We start from the raw sequence: 15,318 nt of genomic DNA, 5'->3' as shown, positions 1-15,318 counted from the left end.
ATTGCAGATAAAACTGACGTAGTTTGAAGAAGTATAAAAACTCTCTAATTCCCTTAAAGTGGGAACTAGAGAGTTTTTTTAATCTTTAAAGCTTGTATGGTTGACTGGGCCAGAACCATGACCGAGTTGAGGGGCGTCTTGGATGGCTTTTGTAATAAAGGCCTTGGCTTTATCGACTGCTTGATAGAGGATTTTCCCCTTGGCTAGTTCAGCAGTAATCACTGCAGCAAAGGTACATCCAGTACCATGGGTGTGACAGGTTTGAATTCGTGGGCTTTCCCAGACAAATTGCTCATCCTTGGTAAAGAGGAAATCCTTGGCACCACCTTCGAGATGACCACCTTTGATGACCACAGACTGAGGACCAAATTCTTTTAAAATCAGGCGTCCGGCACGCTGCATGTCTTCAGGATCATGGATTGAAAAACCAACAATCTCTTCTGCTTCAGGAAGATTGGGTGTGATAATACTTGCAAGGGGAAGTAGCTTTGTTTTTAGGTAGTCTCTGGCACTGGTATCTATCAGGGTATCACCGCTTGTTGCGACCATAACAGGGTCAAGGACGTAGGGACAATCCAGCTTTTTAAGATAGGGTTGGATGATTTCCATGATTTCGGTAGTTGCCAACATCCCAGTTTTTACAGCCTGAGGCTTGATATCCGAAAAGACACTCTCCAATTGAGCTTTCAACATTTGAGGAGAAACGTGCTCGATTAGCTGAACACCTCTGGTATTTTGAGCGACAAGACTGGTCACAACGGCCATTCCATAGACATCTCTAGCCTGGAATGACTTTAAGTCAGCCATAATGCCAGCACCACCACTAGGGTCAGTCCCTGCAATGGTCAAAGCAACGGGTAAATAAGTCATCTAAAACCTCCCAACCAACTGAAGTTTGTATTCTTAAGAACAAGCTAGTCTGTTTTAGAAAGGCAATAGAAGACTGCTAGTCCCCATTATCATTTCCACTTCCATCAGCTAGCATTACCTAGATTGAGTCAAAGGGTCTAACAGTCGTTAATCTCAGCTTTACGCACCCCTAGTGGTTGTTTTCTTTTTTCTTTAGTATAGCATATTTTTATAGTTTATATAGTAAGATTTGACTGCAAATAGTTTTTCAAATGATTAAAATTCAATTTTTCAAAGAAAATATTAATTTCATAGTTGACAAATGTAGATTTTTGAAGTATACTAATGACTGTAATCGACAAATGTAGATTTAGGAGGTGTGATGATGCAGATTTCAGATGCAGAATGGCAGGTCATGAAGATTATTTGGATGCAAGGAGAGCAGACTAGTACGGATTTGATTAGGGTTCTGGCGGAGCGATTCGACTGGTCCAAGTCAACCATTCAAACTCTTTTGGTTCGTTTGGTTGAGAAAGAGTGTCTGACAAGGAAAAAAGAAGGCAAGTTCTTTGTCTATTCAGCCCTTTTAACTTTGGACCAAAGTCGGGATTTACTTGTCCAAGATATCAAGGACAAGGTTTGTTCTCGTAGGATTAAGAACTTGTTGGCTGATTTGATTGCTGAATGTGATTTTACTCAGACTGACTTGGAAGACTTGGAAGCTGTGATTTCTGAGAAGAAATCAAGCGCTGTGACAGAAGTAAAATGTAATTGTATGTAAAGGAGACGTCATGTTAAATAGTATTGTAACCATTATTTGTATTGCCCTTATCGCGTTTATCTTGTTTTGGTTTTTCAAAAAGCCTGAAAAATCTGGACAAAAGGCCCAGCAAAAAAACGGCTACCAAGAGATTCGAGTGGAAGTCATGGGGGGCTATACGCCTGAGTTGATTATCCTCAAGAAATCAGTGCCAGCCCGCATTGTTTTTGACCGCAAGGATCCTTCACCCTGTCTGGATCAGATTGTTTTTCCAGACTTTGGTGTACATGCGGACCTGCCTATGGGGGAAGAGTATATAGTGGAAATCACGCCTGAGCAGGCTGGAGAGTATGGTTTCTCTTGTGGCATGAATATGATGCACGGCAAGATGATTGTAGAATAGGAGAATGATATGACTGAAATTGTAAAAGCAAGTCTTGAAAATGGTGTTCAAAAAATCCGTATCACGGCAGACAAAGGCTACCATCCAGCCCACATTCAACTGCAAAAAGGAGTTCCTGCTGAGATTACCTTTCATCGAGCAACTCCTTCAAACTGTTACAAGGAGATTCTGTTTGAAGAAGAAGGCATCTTGGAACCAATCGGCGTAGATGAGGAGAAAGTCATTCGTTTTACACCTCAAGAATTAGGTCAACATGAATTTTCTTGTGGTATGAAGATGCAAAAGGGAAGTTATACAGTTGTTGAGAAGACTCGAAAATCTCTATCACTTTTACAGCGTTTTTGGATTACGAGTATCTTTACTGTGCCTCTTGTGATCCTCATGATTGGGATGTCGACAGGAGGAATTAGTCACCAAGTCATGCGTTGGGGCACCTTTTTAGCCACAACACCGATTATGCTAGTAGCAGGTGGTCCTTATATCCAAAGTGCTTGGGCTAGTTTTAAAAAGCACAATGCCAACATGGATACCTTGGTTGCTCTGGGAACCCTAGTGGCCTATGGCTATAGCTTAGTTGCCCTCTTCGCTGGCCTCCCCGTTTACTTTGAAAGTGCTGCATTTATCTTCTTCTTCGTTCTTATGGGAGCCGTTTTTGAGGAGAAAATGCGGAAAAATACTTCTCAAGCTGTGGAGAAATTGCTTGACTTGCAGGCTAAAACTGCAGAAGTCTTGCGTGAGGATAACTATGTTCAAGTCCCTTTGGAGCAAGTCAAGGTAGGTGACCTGATTCGAGTGCGTCCCGGTGAAAAGATTGCGGTTGATGGTGTCGTAGTAGAAGGTATCTCTAGTATTGATGAGTCTATGGTGACAGGTGAGAGTCTGCCTGTGGACAAGACAGTTGGAGATACCGTCATTGGTTCAACCATCAATAATAGTGGAACACTTGTTTTTAGAGCAGAAAAAGTTGGTTCAGAAACTGTTTTGGCTCAGATTGTGGATTTTGTGAAGAAAGCTCAGACAAGTCGTGCGCCGATTCAGGACTTGACGGATAAAATTTCAGGGATTTTTGTCCCAGCAGTTGTCATTTTAGGGATTGTGACCTTTTGGGTTTGGTTCGTCTTGCTCAGGGATAGTGTAGTTGTGCTTGGAGCGAGCTTTGTGTCTTCGCTTCTCTATGGAGTAGCAGTTCTAATTATTGCCTGCCCTTGTGCATTGGGACTTGCAACACCGACAGCCCTTATGGTGGGGACAGGTCGCAGTGCCAAGATGGGAGTTCTCCTCAAAAATGGAACGGTTCTACAGGAAATCCAGAAAGTTCAAACTATCGTCTTTGATAAGACCGGGACTTTGACGGAAGGGAAACCTGTGGTCACAGATATCATCGGCGACGAAGTAGAAGTGCTTGGATTGGCAGCTTCTTTGGAAGAAGCTTCTCAACACCCACTGGCTGAGGCCATTGTCAAGCGAGCGACTGAAACTGGACTTGAGCTTCACACTGTGGAAAATTTCCAAGCCTTGCACGGAAAAGGTGTTTCAGGGCAAATCAATGGAAAACAAGTTCTGCTTGGAAATGCTAAAATGCTGGATGGCATGGATATTTCTAGCATTTATCAAGAAAAACTAGAAGAACTAGAAAAAGAAGCTAAGACAGTTGTGTTCTTAGCTGTTGACAATGAAATCAAAGGCTTGCTTGCTCTGCAAGATATTCCTAAGGAAAATGCTAAGCTTGCCATCAGTCAGTTGAAAAAACGAGGTCTTAAAACAGTCATGCTGACAGGAGACAATGCAGGTGTGGCGCGTGCTATTGCGGATCAGATCGGAATCGAAGAGGTCATTGCAGGTGTCTTGCCAGAAGAAAAAGCCCATGAAATCCATAAACTACAAGCGGCTGGAAAAGTAGCCTTTGTTGGGGACGGTATCAATGATGCCCCTGCCCTCAGTGTAGCAGATGTGGGAATTGCTATGGGTGCTGGAACAGATATTGCCATCGAGTCAGCAGATTTGGTGTTGACAACTAATAACCTCCTAGGAGTGGTACGTGCCTTTGACATGAGTAAGAAAACCTTTCATCGTATTCTGCTCAATCTTTTCTGGGCCTTTATCTACAATGTCGCCGGAATTCCGATTGCAGCAGGAGTCTTTTCAGGTGTTGGACTGGCTCTCAACCCAGAACTTGCAGGTCTAGCCATGGCCTTTAGTTCTGTATCCGTTCTGACCAGTTCCCTTCTCTTAAACTTTAGTAAAATAGATTAAAAGCGGGCTTGCTCGCTTTTTATACTCTTTGAAAATCTCTTCAAATCACGTCAGCTTTATCTGCAACCTCAAAGCTGTGCTTTGAGCAACCTGTGGCTAGCTTCCTAGTTTGCTCTTTGATTTTCATTGAGTATTATAAAACAGAAGCTAAAAACATTTTCAAACTGTACTGCAATAGAGAATAGAAACTTCTGAGCAGATTCTTAGTAAAGTCAAAATAAATGTGATAAATTAGTATTGTAAAAATTTACTGAAACGTTTTCAAAAACTATATGAAACCTTTTTTAGTAGATTTAAAAATATTTGAAGGAGAGTTATCATTATGACTCAAGGGAAAATTACTGCATCTGCAGCAATGCTTAACGTATTGAAAACATGGGGCGTAGACACTATCTACGGTATCCCATCAGGAACACTCAGCTCATTGATGGATGCTTTGGCTGAAGACAAAGACATCCGCTTCTTGCAAGTTCGCCACGAAGAAACAGGTGCTCTTGCAGCGGTTATGCAAGCTAAATTCGGCGGCTCAATCGGGGTTGCAGTTGGTTCAGGTGGTCCAGGTGCGACTCACTTGATTAACGGTGTTTACGATGCAGCTATGGATAACACTCCATTCCTAGCAATCCTTGGATCACGTCCAGTTAACGAATTGAACATGGATGCTTTCCAAGAATTGAACCAAAACCCAATGTACAACGGTATCGCTGTATACAACAAACGTGTAGCTTACGCTGAGCAATTGCCAAAAGTTATTGACGAAGCTTGCCGTGCTGCAGTTTCTAAAAAAGGTCCAGCTGTTGTTGAAATCCCAGTAAACTTCGGTTTCCAAGAAATCGACGAAAACTCATACTATGGATCAGGTTCATACGAGCGTTCATTCATCGCTCCTGCTTTGAACGAAGTTGAAATCGACAAAGCTGTTGAAATCTTGAACAATGCTGAACGTCCAGTTATCTATGCTGGTTACGGTGGTGTGAAAGCTGGTGAAGTGATCACTGAATTGTCACGTAAAATCAAAGCACCAATCATCACAACTGGTAAAAACTTTGAAGCTTTCGAATGGAACTATGAAGGTTTGACAGGTTCTGCTTACCGTGTTGGTTGGAAACCAGCCAACGAAGTGGTCTTTGAAGCAGACACAGTTCTTTTCCTTGGTTCAAACTTCCCATTTGCTGAAGTTTACGAAGCATTCAAGAACACTGAAAAATTCATCCAAGTCGATATCGACCCTTACAAACTTGGTAAACGTCATGCCCTTGACGCTTCAATCCTTGGTGACGCAGGTCAATCAGCTAAAGCTATCCTTGACAAAGTGAACCCAGTTGAATCTACTCCATGGTGGCGTGCAAACGTTAAGAACAACCAAAACTGGCGTGATTACATGAACAAAATCGAAGGTAAAACTGAGGGTGAATTGCAATTGTATCAAGTTTACAATGCAATCAACAAACATGCTGATCAAGACGCTATCTATTCAATCGACGTAGGTGACACTACTCAAACATCTACTCGTCACCTTCACATGACACCTAAGAACATGTGGCGTACATCTCCACTCTTTGCGACAATGGGTATTGCCCTTCCTGGTGGTATCGCTGCTAAGAAAGACAATCCAGATCGCCAAGTATGGAACATCATGGGTGACGGTGCATTCAACATGTGCTACCCAGACGTTATCACAAACGTTCAATACGACCTTCCAGTTATCAACGTTGTCTTCTCAAATGGTAAATATGCCTTCATCAAGGACAAATACGAAGACACAAACAAACACTTGTTTGGTTGTGACTTCCCTAATGCTGACTATGCGAAAATCGCTGAAGCTCAAGGAGCTGTTGGATTTACAGTTGACCGTATCGAAGACATCGATGCAGTTGTTGCAGAAGCTGTTAAATTGAACAAAGAAGGTAAAACTGTTGTTATCGATGCTCGCATCACTCCACACCGTCCACTTCCAGTAGAAGTACTTGAATTGGATCCAAAACTTCACTCAGAAGAAGCAATCAAAGCCTTCAAGGAAAAATACGAAGCAGAAGAACTCGTACCATTCCGCCTCTTCTTGGAAGAAGAAGGGTTGCAATCACGCGCAATTAAATAATTTCTCTCGTAGAAAATCAAAGATAAATTTATAGACTTCTTTATTAGCTTACTGCCGACGATTCCATCATTGAAACCATAAATTTCAATGATGGAATCTAGTGTGGAGCCTAGAAAAAGTCCCAAAGGATTTTTCGTAGTTTGATGAGCAAAGATTTGCCATCAAACTTGGTTCCACCTTGTTTATTCTTTGATTTTCATAGAGAGAAACTTGAAAAGATCGGAGCAATCCGGTCTTTTTCTGGAGGATAGTAAATGAATTTAAATCAATTAGATATTATCGTTTCAGATGTTCCCCAAGTCTGTGCTGACTTGGAGCGTATTTTGGATAAACAGGCAGACTATGTTGACCAAGGTTTTGCTCAGTTTACGATTGGCCGTCACTGTCTGATGTTGTCCCAAAATCATTTGATTCCTGTGGAAGATTTTCAGTCAGGAATCATTCTTCATATCGAGGTTGAGGATGTAGACCAGAATTACCAACGTTTAAAAGAGATCGGTGTCGAGATTTTACACGGTATTTGTGAAACGGATTGGGGAACAGAGTCCTTATTAGTTAAAGGCCCTGCTGGTCTAGTGATTGATTTTTATCGTATGAAATAAGGGGCTTAGTTATTTGAAGATAACCTTAATTATTCTTAAAACAGAATGTGAGAATATGAACTATTGAAAGATCGGAGCAATCCGGTCTTTTTATATAAAGAAATTGCATATATAAAAAAATTGCATATAAATAGTTGACAACGTTTTCTTAAAATCTTATAATAAAAATATAACAGCAGAAAATAAGACTGATATGGAAAGGAGAAATATTTTTTAAATAGCTGTAGTAAGTGAATTTTCTTATTTCACTGGAACTTGGGATTGAAATATCTCCATGAATAGATAGAGAGCAACCTTTTTAAACAATGTAGAAAGGAGTAGTCTATGTATAACATACTAAAACGAAGCCTTGCAACTTTTTCCTTTGTTTTAATTGCTTTTGTTAGCCTTTTCTTTATTAGCCAATATAAAAGTGAAATGTTGGGTGGATATAGTAAGATGATTTCTGTAGAGAAATCTACTACTACCATTAAGAAGGATTTAGAAGAGATTGCAAAAGATAAACAGAGTGTTTTAGCTCGTAGGATTGTTTCTGTAAAGGATAATGTTAGGGGAAAGACAGAAAATACCTACATACCAATTGGAGGTGAACTACCTGTAGATTTACCATTACAACAAGATCAAAACCTAATCCAAAATGCATCTGATGATACTTTATATTTGATTGTAAGAGGAAACTTAAGTGCACAGGAGCTAGCACAAGCTTTAAACCAAAAAGGACATCAAGCTATTGTTGAACAATCAAGTTCTGGTTTGACCTTGTTAAAGGTATTTTTGACTTATCCTCAATCGATTACTTTTACATTAGTTTTGATAATTGCTTTTGGGATTCTGACACTAGCTGACTACATAGCCAAACTGCGTTCTGTAAGTATAGAACGATTGTCAGGTAGAGGGAAATATCAAATTGCTTTGAGAAATATTAGCAAAGATAGTATTTTCTTAATATTGATAGCAAGTATAGTTTATTTAGCGACAGTTTTATTCTTATTTTCTACTAGAACTGTAAACATTTTGTCGTTAAGTCTAGTATTTTATCCTTTGCTTTCTTGGTTATTTCTTTTACTTTTTTTAAATTTCTTTTTATCAAATATTTTTTACCATATTTTACAAAAGCAAGCTCTTAATCTATCCATAAAAGGTAGGGCACCTTTGCATCTTGTGTTCATTTTGGTTATTTTGACGCAGTTACTATCTCTTTTAATCGTGATGTATAGCGTTTATGGTGTTGTTAACTTAAATCAACAATTGTCAACATTACAAGTAGGACGAGACGAATGGAGTAAGCATTCTAATTATTTTGCTACTAATGAATTATATACTGGGGAGTCAAATAAAGATAGAGAAGCAGAAGTAGCTTTTTATTCAGAACTTAGTCAAAAAACAAATCTCCTTTATATAGATACAAATCTAGATAAAATTGCTTTTCAAAAGAGTTCTTCAGCTAATTCTTATTATCCTACCCCAGATATGGTATCAAATGAAATTCGTGTGAATCGACGTTTTGTTGAAAAAAGTGGAATTCAGTTGAGTATGGAAGCTCAAGCATTCTTTGAACAGATGGGAGATTTTGATCGTCTCGTGTTAATACCAAAGAATCAAGAATCAAACTTTTCAGAATTACATAAGGCTTGGTTGCGATATGAACAAAAAGGCTTTGCTCCAGACGATGCTCCTGTAAAAAAGAAAGATCCTAATGAGAAAATTGAGATAGCCACTTATCAAGGCGGTGAAAATCTATTTGTTTACCCTATCTTCACTTCGGTTAATTACTTAGTGAATCAAAATGCTTTTGTTCATGAACCAATTATTACTGTGTTTGGTTCTGCTTATGAAAATAGAACAATTCGCCAATTCTCTTTGGCACATTATATTTTTGATAAACCCGAGGTAGTGAAAGAATTGATTTCTAAATATAAGTTAACAGCTAGTATTGGTAGTTTTTCAAATGGCATGTATTCATTTGAAAATAGAATTCAAAAAGTAGAGACAGATAGATTTATATTATTTTTTGCGATGATTATTAGTTTTGTAAGTTCCATTTTATTGATGGTATTACTGAACACTCTTTACCTCTATCAAGGGCGCAAAACTTATTTCATTGAGAGATTAGCAGGTAAGTCACTTTTTGAAATTCATCATGTTTATTTTTCAATTTTATCTAGTAGCTATATTTTTTGTACTTTATTGTCAGTAATATTAGGTTTCAATTTGTTTGTAATTTCTATTCCTTTGCTCTCATTGCTATTATTTACAGGAATTTTTCTTCTTCAACTGAGACAAGATAAAAAGGCTAATATTTTATATCTAAAAGGAGGTTAGTATGATTGAATTGAAAGATATTTGTAAACAATTTGATGATTATGTTATTTTTAAAGACTTTAATTATCAATTTCATGAAGGTCAGACCTATGCTTTGATAGGTGAGTCTGGAGCAGGCAAAACAACTCTTTTAAATATTATAGGTAAATTAGAAACTGTCCAAAGTGGCTCAGTAGAAGTTGATGGTAAGGATTTAAAACAAATTAAGGAAAAAATCTATTTTAAGGATTATGTAAGCTACTTATTTCAAAATTATGGTTTAATTGAGAACAAGAGTATTAAAGATAATTTAGAACTTGCATTTATTGGGAGAAAAGAAAGTAAAAAAGAACAAGAAACTCTTATGAAAGAAGCCTTGGAGCATGTTCATTTACAATTAGATTTAAAACGTAAGATTTTTACTCTTTCAGGTGGTGAAGCGCAGCGTGTCGCAATTGCTAAAATAATGTTGAAAGATTCCCCAATAATCTTAGCAGATGAACCAACAGCATCTTTAGATAGTAGGAATAGTCGTGAAATTATTGACCTTATTCTTGGATTACGGAATGAAAAACGTATGATTATTATTGCAACTCATGATAGTAGTGTATATGAACGAATGGATCAGGTTGTAGAAATTAGAAAGGAAAAGATATGAAAACAAAATTTAGTTTGACAACAATTTTTTTCCAAGTAATGATTTTTGGTTCTTCTCTCTTTGTAATACTGACTCAGTTTGGCTTACTGCGTCAACCTACAAAGCTAATTATACAGATGATTTGCTTACTAAGTTTGTTATCTTTAGCTATAGCGATTTGGAATTATGTACGCGAAGAAAAAGACTGAACAGATCGGAGCAATCCGGTCTTTTTATATAAAGAAATTGCATATAAACAATTGACAGCATTTTTCTAAAATCTTATAATAAAAATATAACAGTATAAAACAAGATTCATATGAAAGGATGGTTTTTATCTGTTAGAGAAGATTGTAAAACATGTCCCTTTGTTTTGATTTGTAAATCAGGCTTTTGTCCAATGGCCAAGCATATTACGGAATTAAGCTCTTCTGTGATTTGTAAGAATATGCAAGAGAAAATTCGTAAAAATCTAGCACTTTATGCTATTTCCGGATGCTATGAAGATATTTTAGATGTGGACTAGAGAGGGGTAAGCAAAAATGTCTATCAAGAAAAACAAAAAGGTTGTAAAAAAACCTGAAGTTGCAAGCAATAATTGTAATATTTGTTAAGTTTATATAATAAAAACGGAGAGGAGTGCTAGCCTCTCTCTTTTTCTAGGAGGGCATTATGAATAAAATATTTCACTATCTGGATAAGAAAACGAAGTTTTATACTATCATCGGTGCACTGGCAAATGGAGGTTTGGCTCTTGCTCAACCCCTAGTTGTATCCCAAGCCTTGTCCTTAAATCAAGGGGAACTGACTTATTCTAAAATCATACAGTTTGCTGTTTTTGGCTTTACAGTATACTTTGTCTTGTATAGCTTAATGCTCTTTTGTAATCATACACATAATGTTTTTCGGCGTGAAATTCAGATGAATATGAGGGCAGATTTATTTGACAAGCTGATGACAAAAAAAGATTTTAGCGAAGATGAAAAAATCACTATGCTCACACAAGATATGGAGTATTTGGGGGATAATTACTTAGAAAAATACATCAATATCATTTGCTGGAGCTTTGTAGCATTACTAACAGCGATTTATATTATTTCGCAAAATTTGTTGTTAGGTAGTATTTTTGTCTTTTTCACTATTTTACGTCCTATTCCTCAGTTCTTGATGAATAAAAGACTCAAATATACTGGTGATGAGATGGCACAAGGCAGAGTAGAAGTGCATAATCAAGTATCTGATAGTATCCGAGGAGCACACACTCTATTCATGAACCAAGCAATTTCTGAAAATCAGAACAGATTTTGGAAGATTAATCGAAATTATCAACTAGCCATTCAAAAATTTTGCTTTACCCATAATATAATTTTCTTTTGCAACGGTTTCATGGTCTTTTTAAGCCAAGTTTTACCACTTGTTTTAGGTTTTTACTTTGCTATGGCTGGGCAGAAAGTGTCAGTGGCAAGTCTTGTTGCTATGTATATCGCAGCAGGTCAGCTAGTGAGCCCTATTCAGACTATTATGTATGATGCTGTAGATATACAAGGGGCAAAAACGACAGCAGATAAGATTTTTGGAGTATTGGAAATTGGAGATGAAAAACAGATAGATAAAAAAGATGCGCAAGAATTGAATGCTCTGCACATTAAAAATTTAAGTAAATCCTATGGTGACAGACAACTTTTTACTCATCTAAATTTGGATGTTCAAGCAGGTCAGAAAGTTTTAATCAAAGGACCGAGTGGTTGTGGTAAGTCAACCTTGTTTCGACTCATTACTGGAGAAGAAATAGCAGATGAGGGAGAAATTATCGGCGTTACAACTGTTAATGAATGTACATCAAGTTTTGTATCCAGTATAGGAATTATTAGCCAACATCCATTTCTCTTTAACGATACAGTGCGTTATAATTTGACCTTAGGACAAGAATTTTCTGAGGAAGAGTTGCTTGCTGTTTTGAAACAAGTCAAACTAGATTTTGAATTGACGGGTGGGCTGGATTTTATTATCAAGAATAACGGGGAGAATATTTCTGGGGGACAAAGGGTGCGGATTGAATTGGCACGTTTTCTTCTTCGTAGAAAAAATCTGTTATTGGCTGATGAAGTGACCGCAACCCTAGATAAAGAAAATGCCTTCATGGTACATGAACTACTATTTTCTCTTCCTGTTATGATGTTAGAAATTGCCCATCATATTGATGATGAAAGTAGATATCAACAAGTTGTAGATTTAGGAAAATATTAATTCTGGCTTAAAAGTCAGTTTTATCAGAAAATAAAGTAAATATTTCAGCAATAAAACACCCAGTATCAAGATTTTTCAATATATAGTAATATGCATTATTCTGATTATATATACTTTTTTATAACTTCAATCTTCTTTCTTATCACAAGATTGTGATAGTTTACATTTTTATAACAAAATTCTCAAACTCTTGCTTGTTTTTACATCATATTATAAAATAAAAAGAATAAAAGAGGTTTTGAAAATGTCCGAAAAACAAATGAAAGTTTTGGGTTGGGTAGCGACCTTCATGTCTGTTATGATGTATGTGTCTTACTTCCCACAAATTATGAACAATCTGGCTGGTCAAAAAGGAAATTTCATCCAGCCCTTGGTTGCTGCCATCAACTGTAGTCTCTGGGTTTACTACGGTCTTTTCAAGAAAGAAAGAGATATTCCCCTTGCTGCTGCCAATGCTCCAGGTATCGTTTTTGGCCTTGTGACGGCTATTACAGCTTTGATTTAAAAAGAAGACTAATTTCAGTCTTCTTTTTTCGTATATATTAGCAAGCTCAGCCCCATCATTACCCAGATAGTTTCAAACTTTTTATCTCCTTTTTAGTATAATAGAACTAGCAAATAAAGTGAGGTAAAGTGATGACAGAAAGACTGCAATTTCCAGAGGGTTTCCTCTGGGGTGGTGCTACGGCAGCTAATCAATGTGAAGGTGCTTATAATTTAGACGGTCGTGAATTGGCGAATGTGGATGTCGTCCCCATCGGTCCAGACCGTGAAGCCATTATCACAGGTCAGAAAAAGATGTTTTCGTTTGAGGAGGGCTATTTTTACCCAGCAAAAGAAGCCATTGATATGTACCATCATTACAAGGAAGATATTGCTCTTTTTGCGGAAATGGGCTTTAAGACTTATCGTCTATCCATTGCTTGGACTCGGATTTTTCCTAAGGGCGACGAAACTGAGCCAAATGAAGCTGGTCTAGCCTTTTATGAGGATTTGTTTAAGGAATGTCACAAGTATGGTATCCAACCTCTGGTTACCATTACTCATTTCGACTGTCCTATGCACTTGATTACAGAGTACGGTGGTTGGCGCAATCGTCGGATGTTAGACTTCTATGAAAAACTTTGTCGCACACTCTTTACCCGCTATAAGGGTTTGGTCAAATATTGGCTTACCTTTAACGAAATCAATATAATTCTCCATGCCCCCTTTATGGGAGCTGGGCTCTATTTTGAAGAAGGAGAAAATCAAGAACAGGTTAAATATCAGGCTGCCCACCATGAGCTAGTAGCTTCAGCTCTTGCAACAAAGCTTGCCCACGAAATTGACCCAGAAAACAAGGTGGGATGTATGTTGGCAGCAGGGCAATACTATCCCAACACAGCCCATCCGAGAGACTACTGGGCTGCTATGGAGGAAGATCGCAAGAGTTACTTCTTCATTGATGTTCAAGCGCGTGGGGAATACCCAAGCTACGCCAAGAAACAGTGGGAACATAAGGGAATCAAGATAGAAATGACCACAGAAGATCTGGACTTGTTGAAGAACAATACTGTTGACTTTGTTTCCTTCTCTTACTATGCAAGTCGAGTGGCCTCAGGGGATCCAGAAGTGAGAAATCTGACCGCTGGAAATGTCTTTGCCTCCCTCAAAAATCCCTATCTAGAATCCTCAGAATGGGGGTGGCAGATTGACCCGCTTGGGCTTCGTATCACCCTCAATGCCATCTGGGATCGTTACCAAAAGCCAATGTTCATCGTAGAAAATGGACTCGGCGCTATGGATACACCGGATGAGAATGGTTATGTAGCAGATGACTATCGGATTGCTTACTTAGAGGCTCATATCAAGGCCATGCGAGATGCCATTTACCAAGATGGAGTTGACTTGCTTGGTTATACGACTTGGGGCTGTATCGATCTGGTTTCAGCTGGAACAGGCGAAATGAATAAGCGCTATGGCTTTATCTATGTAGATCGAGATAATGCAGGAAATGGGACTCTCAAACGGAGCAAGAAAAAGTCTTTCTATTGGTACAAGAATGTCATTGCCAGCAATGGTGCAAGCATTGAGTAGAGCACATTTGTTCACTATTTTTATAAAATCTTCTCCCTACTTTATAATATGTGAAAAAGAGTTCAATTAGATGGAGCTTTTTGCTATAATGAGTTGAGAAAAATCAGACAGGAGATCGACATGTCAGAACCATTATTTTTACAATCAGTTATGCAAGAAAAAATCTGGGGTGGAAGCAAGCTACGTGATGAGTTTGGCTACGACATTCCAAGTGAAAAAATCGGAGAATACTGGGCCATCTCAGCCCATCCAAATGGCGTCTCTAAAGTTGCCAATGGTCGCTACGAGGGAACAGATCTAGCTACTTTATATGCAGAACACCGTGAATTGTTTGGTAGTCGTCCAGAACCTGTATTTCCACTGTTGACCAAGATTCTGGATGCCAACGACTGGCTCAGCGTCCAAGTTCACCCAGATGATGCTTATGGATTAGAGCATGAAGGCGAACTCGGAAAAACAGAATGCTGGTACATCATCGCTGCGGATGAAGGTTCAGAGATTATCTACGGTCACAATGCCAAGTCAAAAGATGAACTTCGTCAGCAAATTGAGGGCAAGAATTGGGATGCTTTGTTGACAAAAGTGCCTGTTAAGGCTGGAGATTTCTTCTATGTGCCAAGTGGCACCATGCATGCTATCGGTGCAGGTATTTTAATCCTTGAAACACAACAATCTAGTGACACAACCTACCGTGTCTATGACTTTGACCGTAAGGATGATAATGGTAACTTGCGTGAACTTCACCTTGAAAAATCCATTGATGTCTTGAACATTGGTGAACCTGCAAATAGCCGTCCTGTAACTGTTAAAGCAGATGATTTGCGTTCCACTCTCCTTGTATCCAATGATTTTTTTGCAGTTTACAAGTGGGAAATCACTGGAAAAGTTGACTTCGAAAAGACAGCTGACTACAGCTTATTCAGTGTCTTAGCTGGTCAAGGTCAACTGACTGTTGACGGAAAAAACTATCTAATCCAAAAAGGTAGCCACTTTATCCTACCAAGTGATGTTGAAACTTGGACTTTAGAAGGGCAAGGTTTGGAATTGATTGTTAGTCATCCATAAAAAAGAAAGGGCCTGAGTTCATACTCA

Annotated in this window: 13 protein-coding genes and 1 riboswitch; of the genes, 12 read left to right on the top strand and 1 reads right to left on the bottom strand. The window is 38.3% G+C overall.

Annotated features, from left to right (window positions below):
- Positions 1-78 precede the first annotated feature (78 nt).
- Entirely contained in the window at positions 79-870 is a 792-nt protein-coding gene (gene thiD, locus HMPREF1048_RS11585) for a bifunctional hydroxymethylpyrimidine kinase/phosphomethylpyrimidine kinase (RefSeq protein ID WP_000221740.1), read from the bottom strand.
- Positions 871-953: 83 nt separating this feature from the next.
- A riboswitch (TPP riboswitch) is annotated at positions 954-1,051 on the bottom strand.
- A 183-nt stretch (positions 1,052-1,234) separates the two neighbouring features.
- Here thiD and HMPREF1048_RS11580 point away from each other — a divergent pair.
- The 12 genes from HMPREF1048_RS11580 (at position 1,235) to manA (ending at position 15,291) form a co-directional block, all read left to right on the top strand.
- Entirely contained in the window at positions 1,235-1,630 is a 396-nt protein-coding gene (locus HMPREF1048_RS11580; protein WP_025171955.1) for a CopY/TcrY family copper transport repressor, read from the top strand.
- Between the two features lie 10 nt (positions 1,631-1,640).
- The gene (locus tag HMPREF1048_RS11575) at positions 1,641-2,012 is read left to right on the top strand and encodes a cupredoxin domain-containing protein (RefSeq protein WP_000935059.1); all 372 of its coding nucleotides are present in this window, start codon (positions 1,641-1,643) and stop codon (positions 2,010-2,012) included.
- A gap of 9 nt (positions 2,013-2,021) precedes the next feature.
- Complete coding sequence (locus HMPREF1048_RS11570) at positions 2,022-4,265, top strand: heavy metal translocating P-type ATPase (protein WP_000136344.1); 2,244 nt, start codon at positions 2,022-2,024, stop codon at positions 4,263-4,265.
- Positions 4,266-4,587: 322 nt separating this feature from the next.
- Positions 4,588-6,363 (top strand): pyruvate oxidase, encoded by a 1,776-nt coding sequence (spxB, locus tag HMPREF1048_RS11565; protein ID WP_000191818.1) that lies wholly within the window; start codon positions 4,588-4,590, stop codon positions 6,361-6,363.
- Between the two features lie 254 nt (positions 6,364-6,617).
- On the top strand, positions 6,618-6,965 hold the full coding sequence (locus tag HMPREF1048_RS11560) for a VOC family protein (protein ID WP_001052647.1): 348 nt from the start codon (positions 6,618-6,620) through the stop codon (positions 6,963-6,965).
- A 324-nt stretch (positions 6,966-7,289) separates the two neighbouring features.
- Positions 7,290-9,287 carry a DUF1430 domain-containing protein gene (locus HMPREF1048_RS11555; RefSeq protein ID WP_000282371.1) on the top strand — a complete coding sequence of 666 codons (1,998 nt, stop codon included), beginning with the start codon at positions 7,290-7,292 and terminating at the stop codon, positions 9,285-9,287.
- Position 9,288: 1 nt separating this feature from the next.
- Positions 9,289-9,924: a putative bacteriocin export ABC transporter gene (locus HMPREF1048_RS11550; protein WP_000571165.1), complete on the top strand. Its 636-nt coding sequence runs from the start codon at positions 9,289-9,291 to the stop codon at positions 9,922-9,924.
- On the top strand, positions 9,921-10,112 hold the full coding sequence (locus HMPREF1048_RS0102660) for a hypothetical protein (RefSeq protein WP_000850052.1): 192 nt from the start codon (positions 9,921-9,923) through the stop codon (positions 10,110-10,112). Before HMPREF1048_RS11550 ends, HMPREF1048_RS0102660 begins: the two co-directional genes overlap by 4 nt.
- 463 nt (positions 10,113-10,575) lie before the next feature.
- Positions 10,576-12,150: an ATP-binding cassette domain-containing protein gene (locus tag HMPREF1048_RS11545; protein ID WP_001033167.1), complete on the top strand. Its 1,575-nt coding sequence runs from the start codon at positions 10,576-10,578 to the stop codon at positions 12,148-12,150.
- Between the two features lie 244 nt (positions 12,151-12,394).
- On the top strand, positions 12,395-12,655 hold the full coding sequence (locus tag HMPREF1048_RS11540) for a SemiSWEET family transporter (RefSeq protein WP_001291476.1): 261 nt from the start codon (positions 12,395-12,397) through the stop codon (positions 12,653-12,655).
- 131 nt (positions 12,656-12,786) lie between these two features.
- On the top strand, positions 12,787-14,226 hold the full coding sequence (locus tag HMPREF1048_RS11535; RefSeq protein ID WP_000140150.1) for a 6-phospho-beta-glucosidase: 1,440 nt from the start codon (positions 12,787-12,789) through the stop codon (positions 14,224-14,226).
- A 120-nt stretch (positions 14,227-14,346) separates the two neighbouring features.
- Complete coding sequence (gene manA, locus HMPREF1048_RS11530; RefSeq protein WP_001294288.1) at positions 14,347-15,291, top strand: mannose-6-phosphate isomerase, class I; 945 nt, start codon at positions 14,347-14,349, stop codon at positions 15,289-15,291.
- The last annotated feature ends 27 nt before the right edge of the window (positions 15,292-15,318 follow it).

Source organism: Streptococcus mitis SK575, from assembly GCF_000257865.1.
Classification (GTDB): Bacteria; Bacillota; Bacilli; order Lactobacillales; family Streptococcaceae; genus Streptococcus; species Streptococcus mitis_CQ.
Note: the sequence above shows the minus strand (reverse complement) of the source record. Positions and strands in the feature narration are given on the sequence as shown.

What these genes read in the sequence shown, in the direction of transcription:
- HMPREF1048_RS11580 (WP_025171955.1), top strand. Translation starts at nt 1,235, where the DNA reads ATGCAGATTTCAGATGCAGAATGGCAGGTCATGAAGATTATTTGGATG.
- HMPREF1048_RS0102660 (WP_000850052.1), top strand. Translation starts at nt 9,921, where the DNA reads ATGAAAACAAAATTTAGTTTGACAACAATTTTTTTCCAAGTAATGATT.
- manA (WP_001294288.1), top strand. Translation starts at nt 14,347, where the DNA reads ATGTCAGAACCATTATTTTTACAATCAGTTATGCAAGAAAAAATCTGG.
- HMPREF1048_RS11535 (WP_000140150.1), top strand. Translation starts at nt 12,787, where the DNA reads ATGACAGAAAGACTGCAATTTCCAGAGGGTTTCCTCTGGGGTGGTGCT.
- HMPREF1048_RS11545 (WP_001033167.1), top strand. Translation starts at nt 10,576, where the DNA reads ATGAATAAAATATTTCACTATCTGGATAAGAAAACGAAGTTTTATACT.
- thiD (WP_000221740.1), bottom strand. Translation starts at nt 870, where the DNA reads ATGACTTATTTACCCGTTGCTTTGACCATTGCAGGGACTGACCCTAGT.
- HMPREF1048_RS11540 (WP_001291476.1), top strand. Translation starts at nt 12,395, where the DNA reads ATGTCCGAAAAACAAATGAAAGTTTTGGGTTGGGTAGCGACCTTCATG.
- HMPREF1048_RS11560 (WP_001052647.1), top strand. Translation starts at nt 6,618, where the DNA reads ATGAATTTAAATCAATTAGATATTATCGTTTCAGATGTTCCCCAAGTC.
- HMPREF1048_RS11550 (WP_000571165.1), top strand. Translation starts at nt 9,289, where the DNA reads ATGATTGAATTGAAAGATATTTGTAAACAATTTGATGATTATGTTATT.
- HMPREF1048_RS11575 (WP_000935059.1), top strand. Translation starts at nt 1,641, where the DNA reads ATGTTAAATAGTATTGTAACCATTATTTGTATTGCCCTTATCGCGTTT.
- HMPREF1048_RS11555 (WP_000282371.1), top strand. Translation starts at nt 7,290, where the DNA reads ATGTATAACATACTAAAACGAAGCCTTGCAACTTTTTCCTTTGTTTTA.
- spxB (WP_000191818.1), top strand. Translation starts at nt 4,588, where the DNA reads ATGACTCAAGGGAAAATTACTGCATCTGCAGCAATGCTTAACGTATTG.
- HMPREF1048_RS11570 (WP_000136344.1), top strand. Translation starts at nt 2,022, where the DNA reads ATGACTGAAATTGTAAAAGCAAGTCTTGAAAATGGTGTTCAAAAAATC.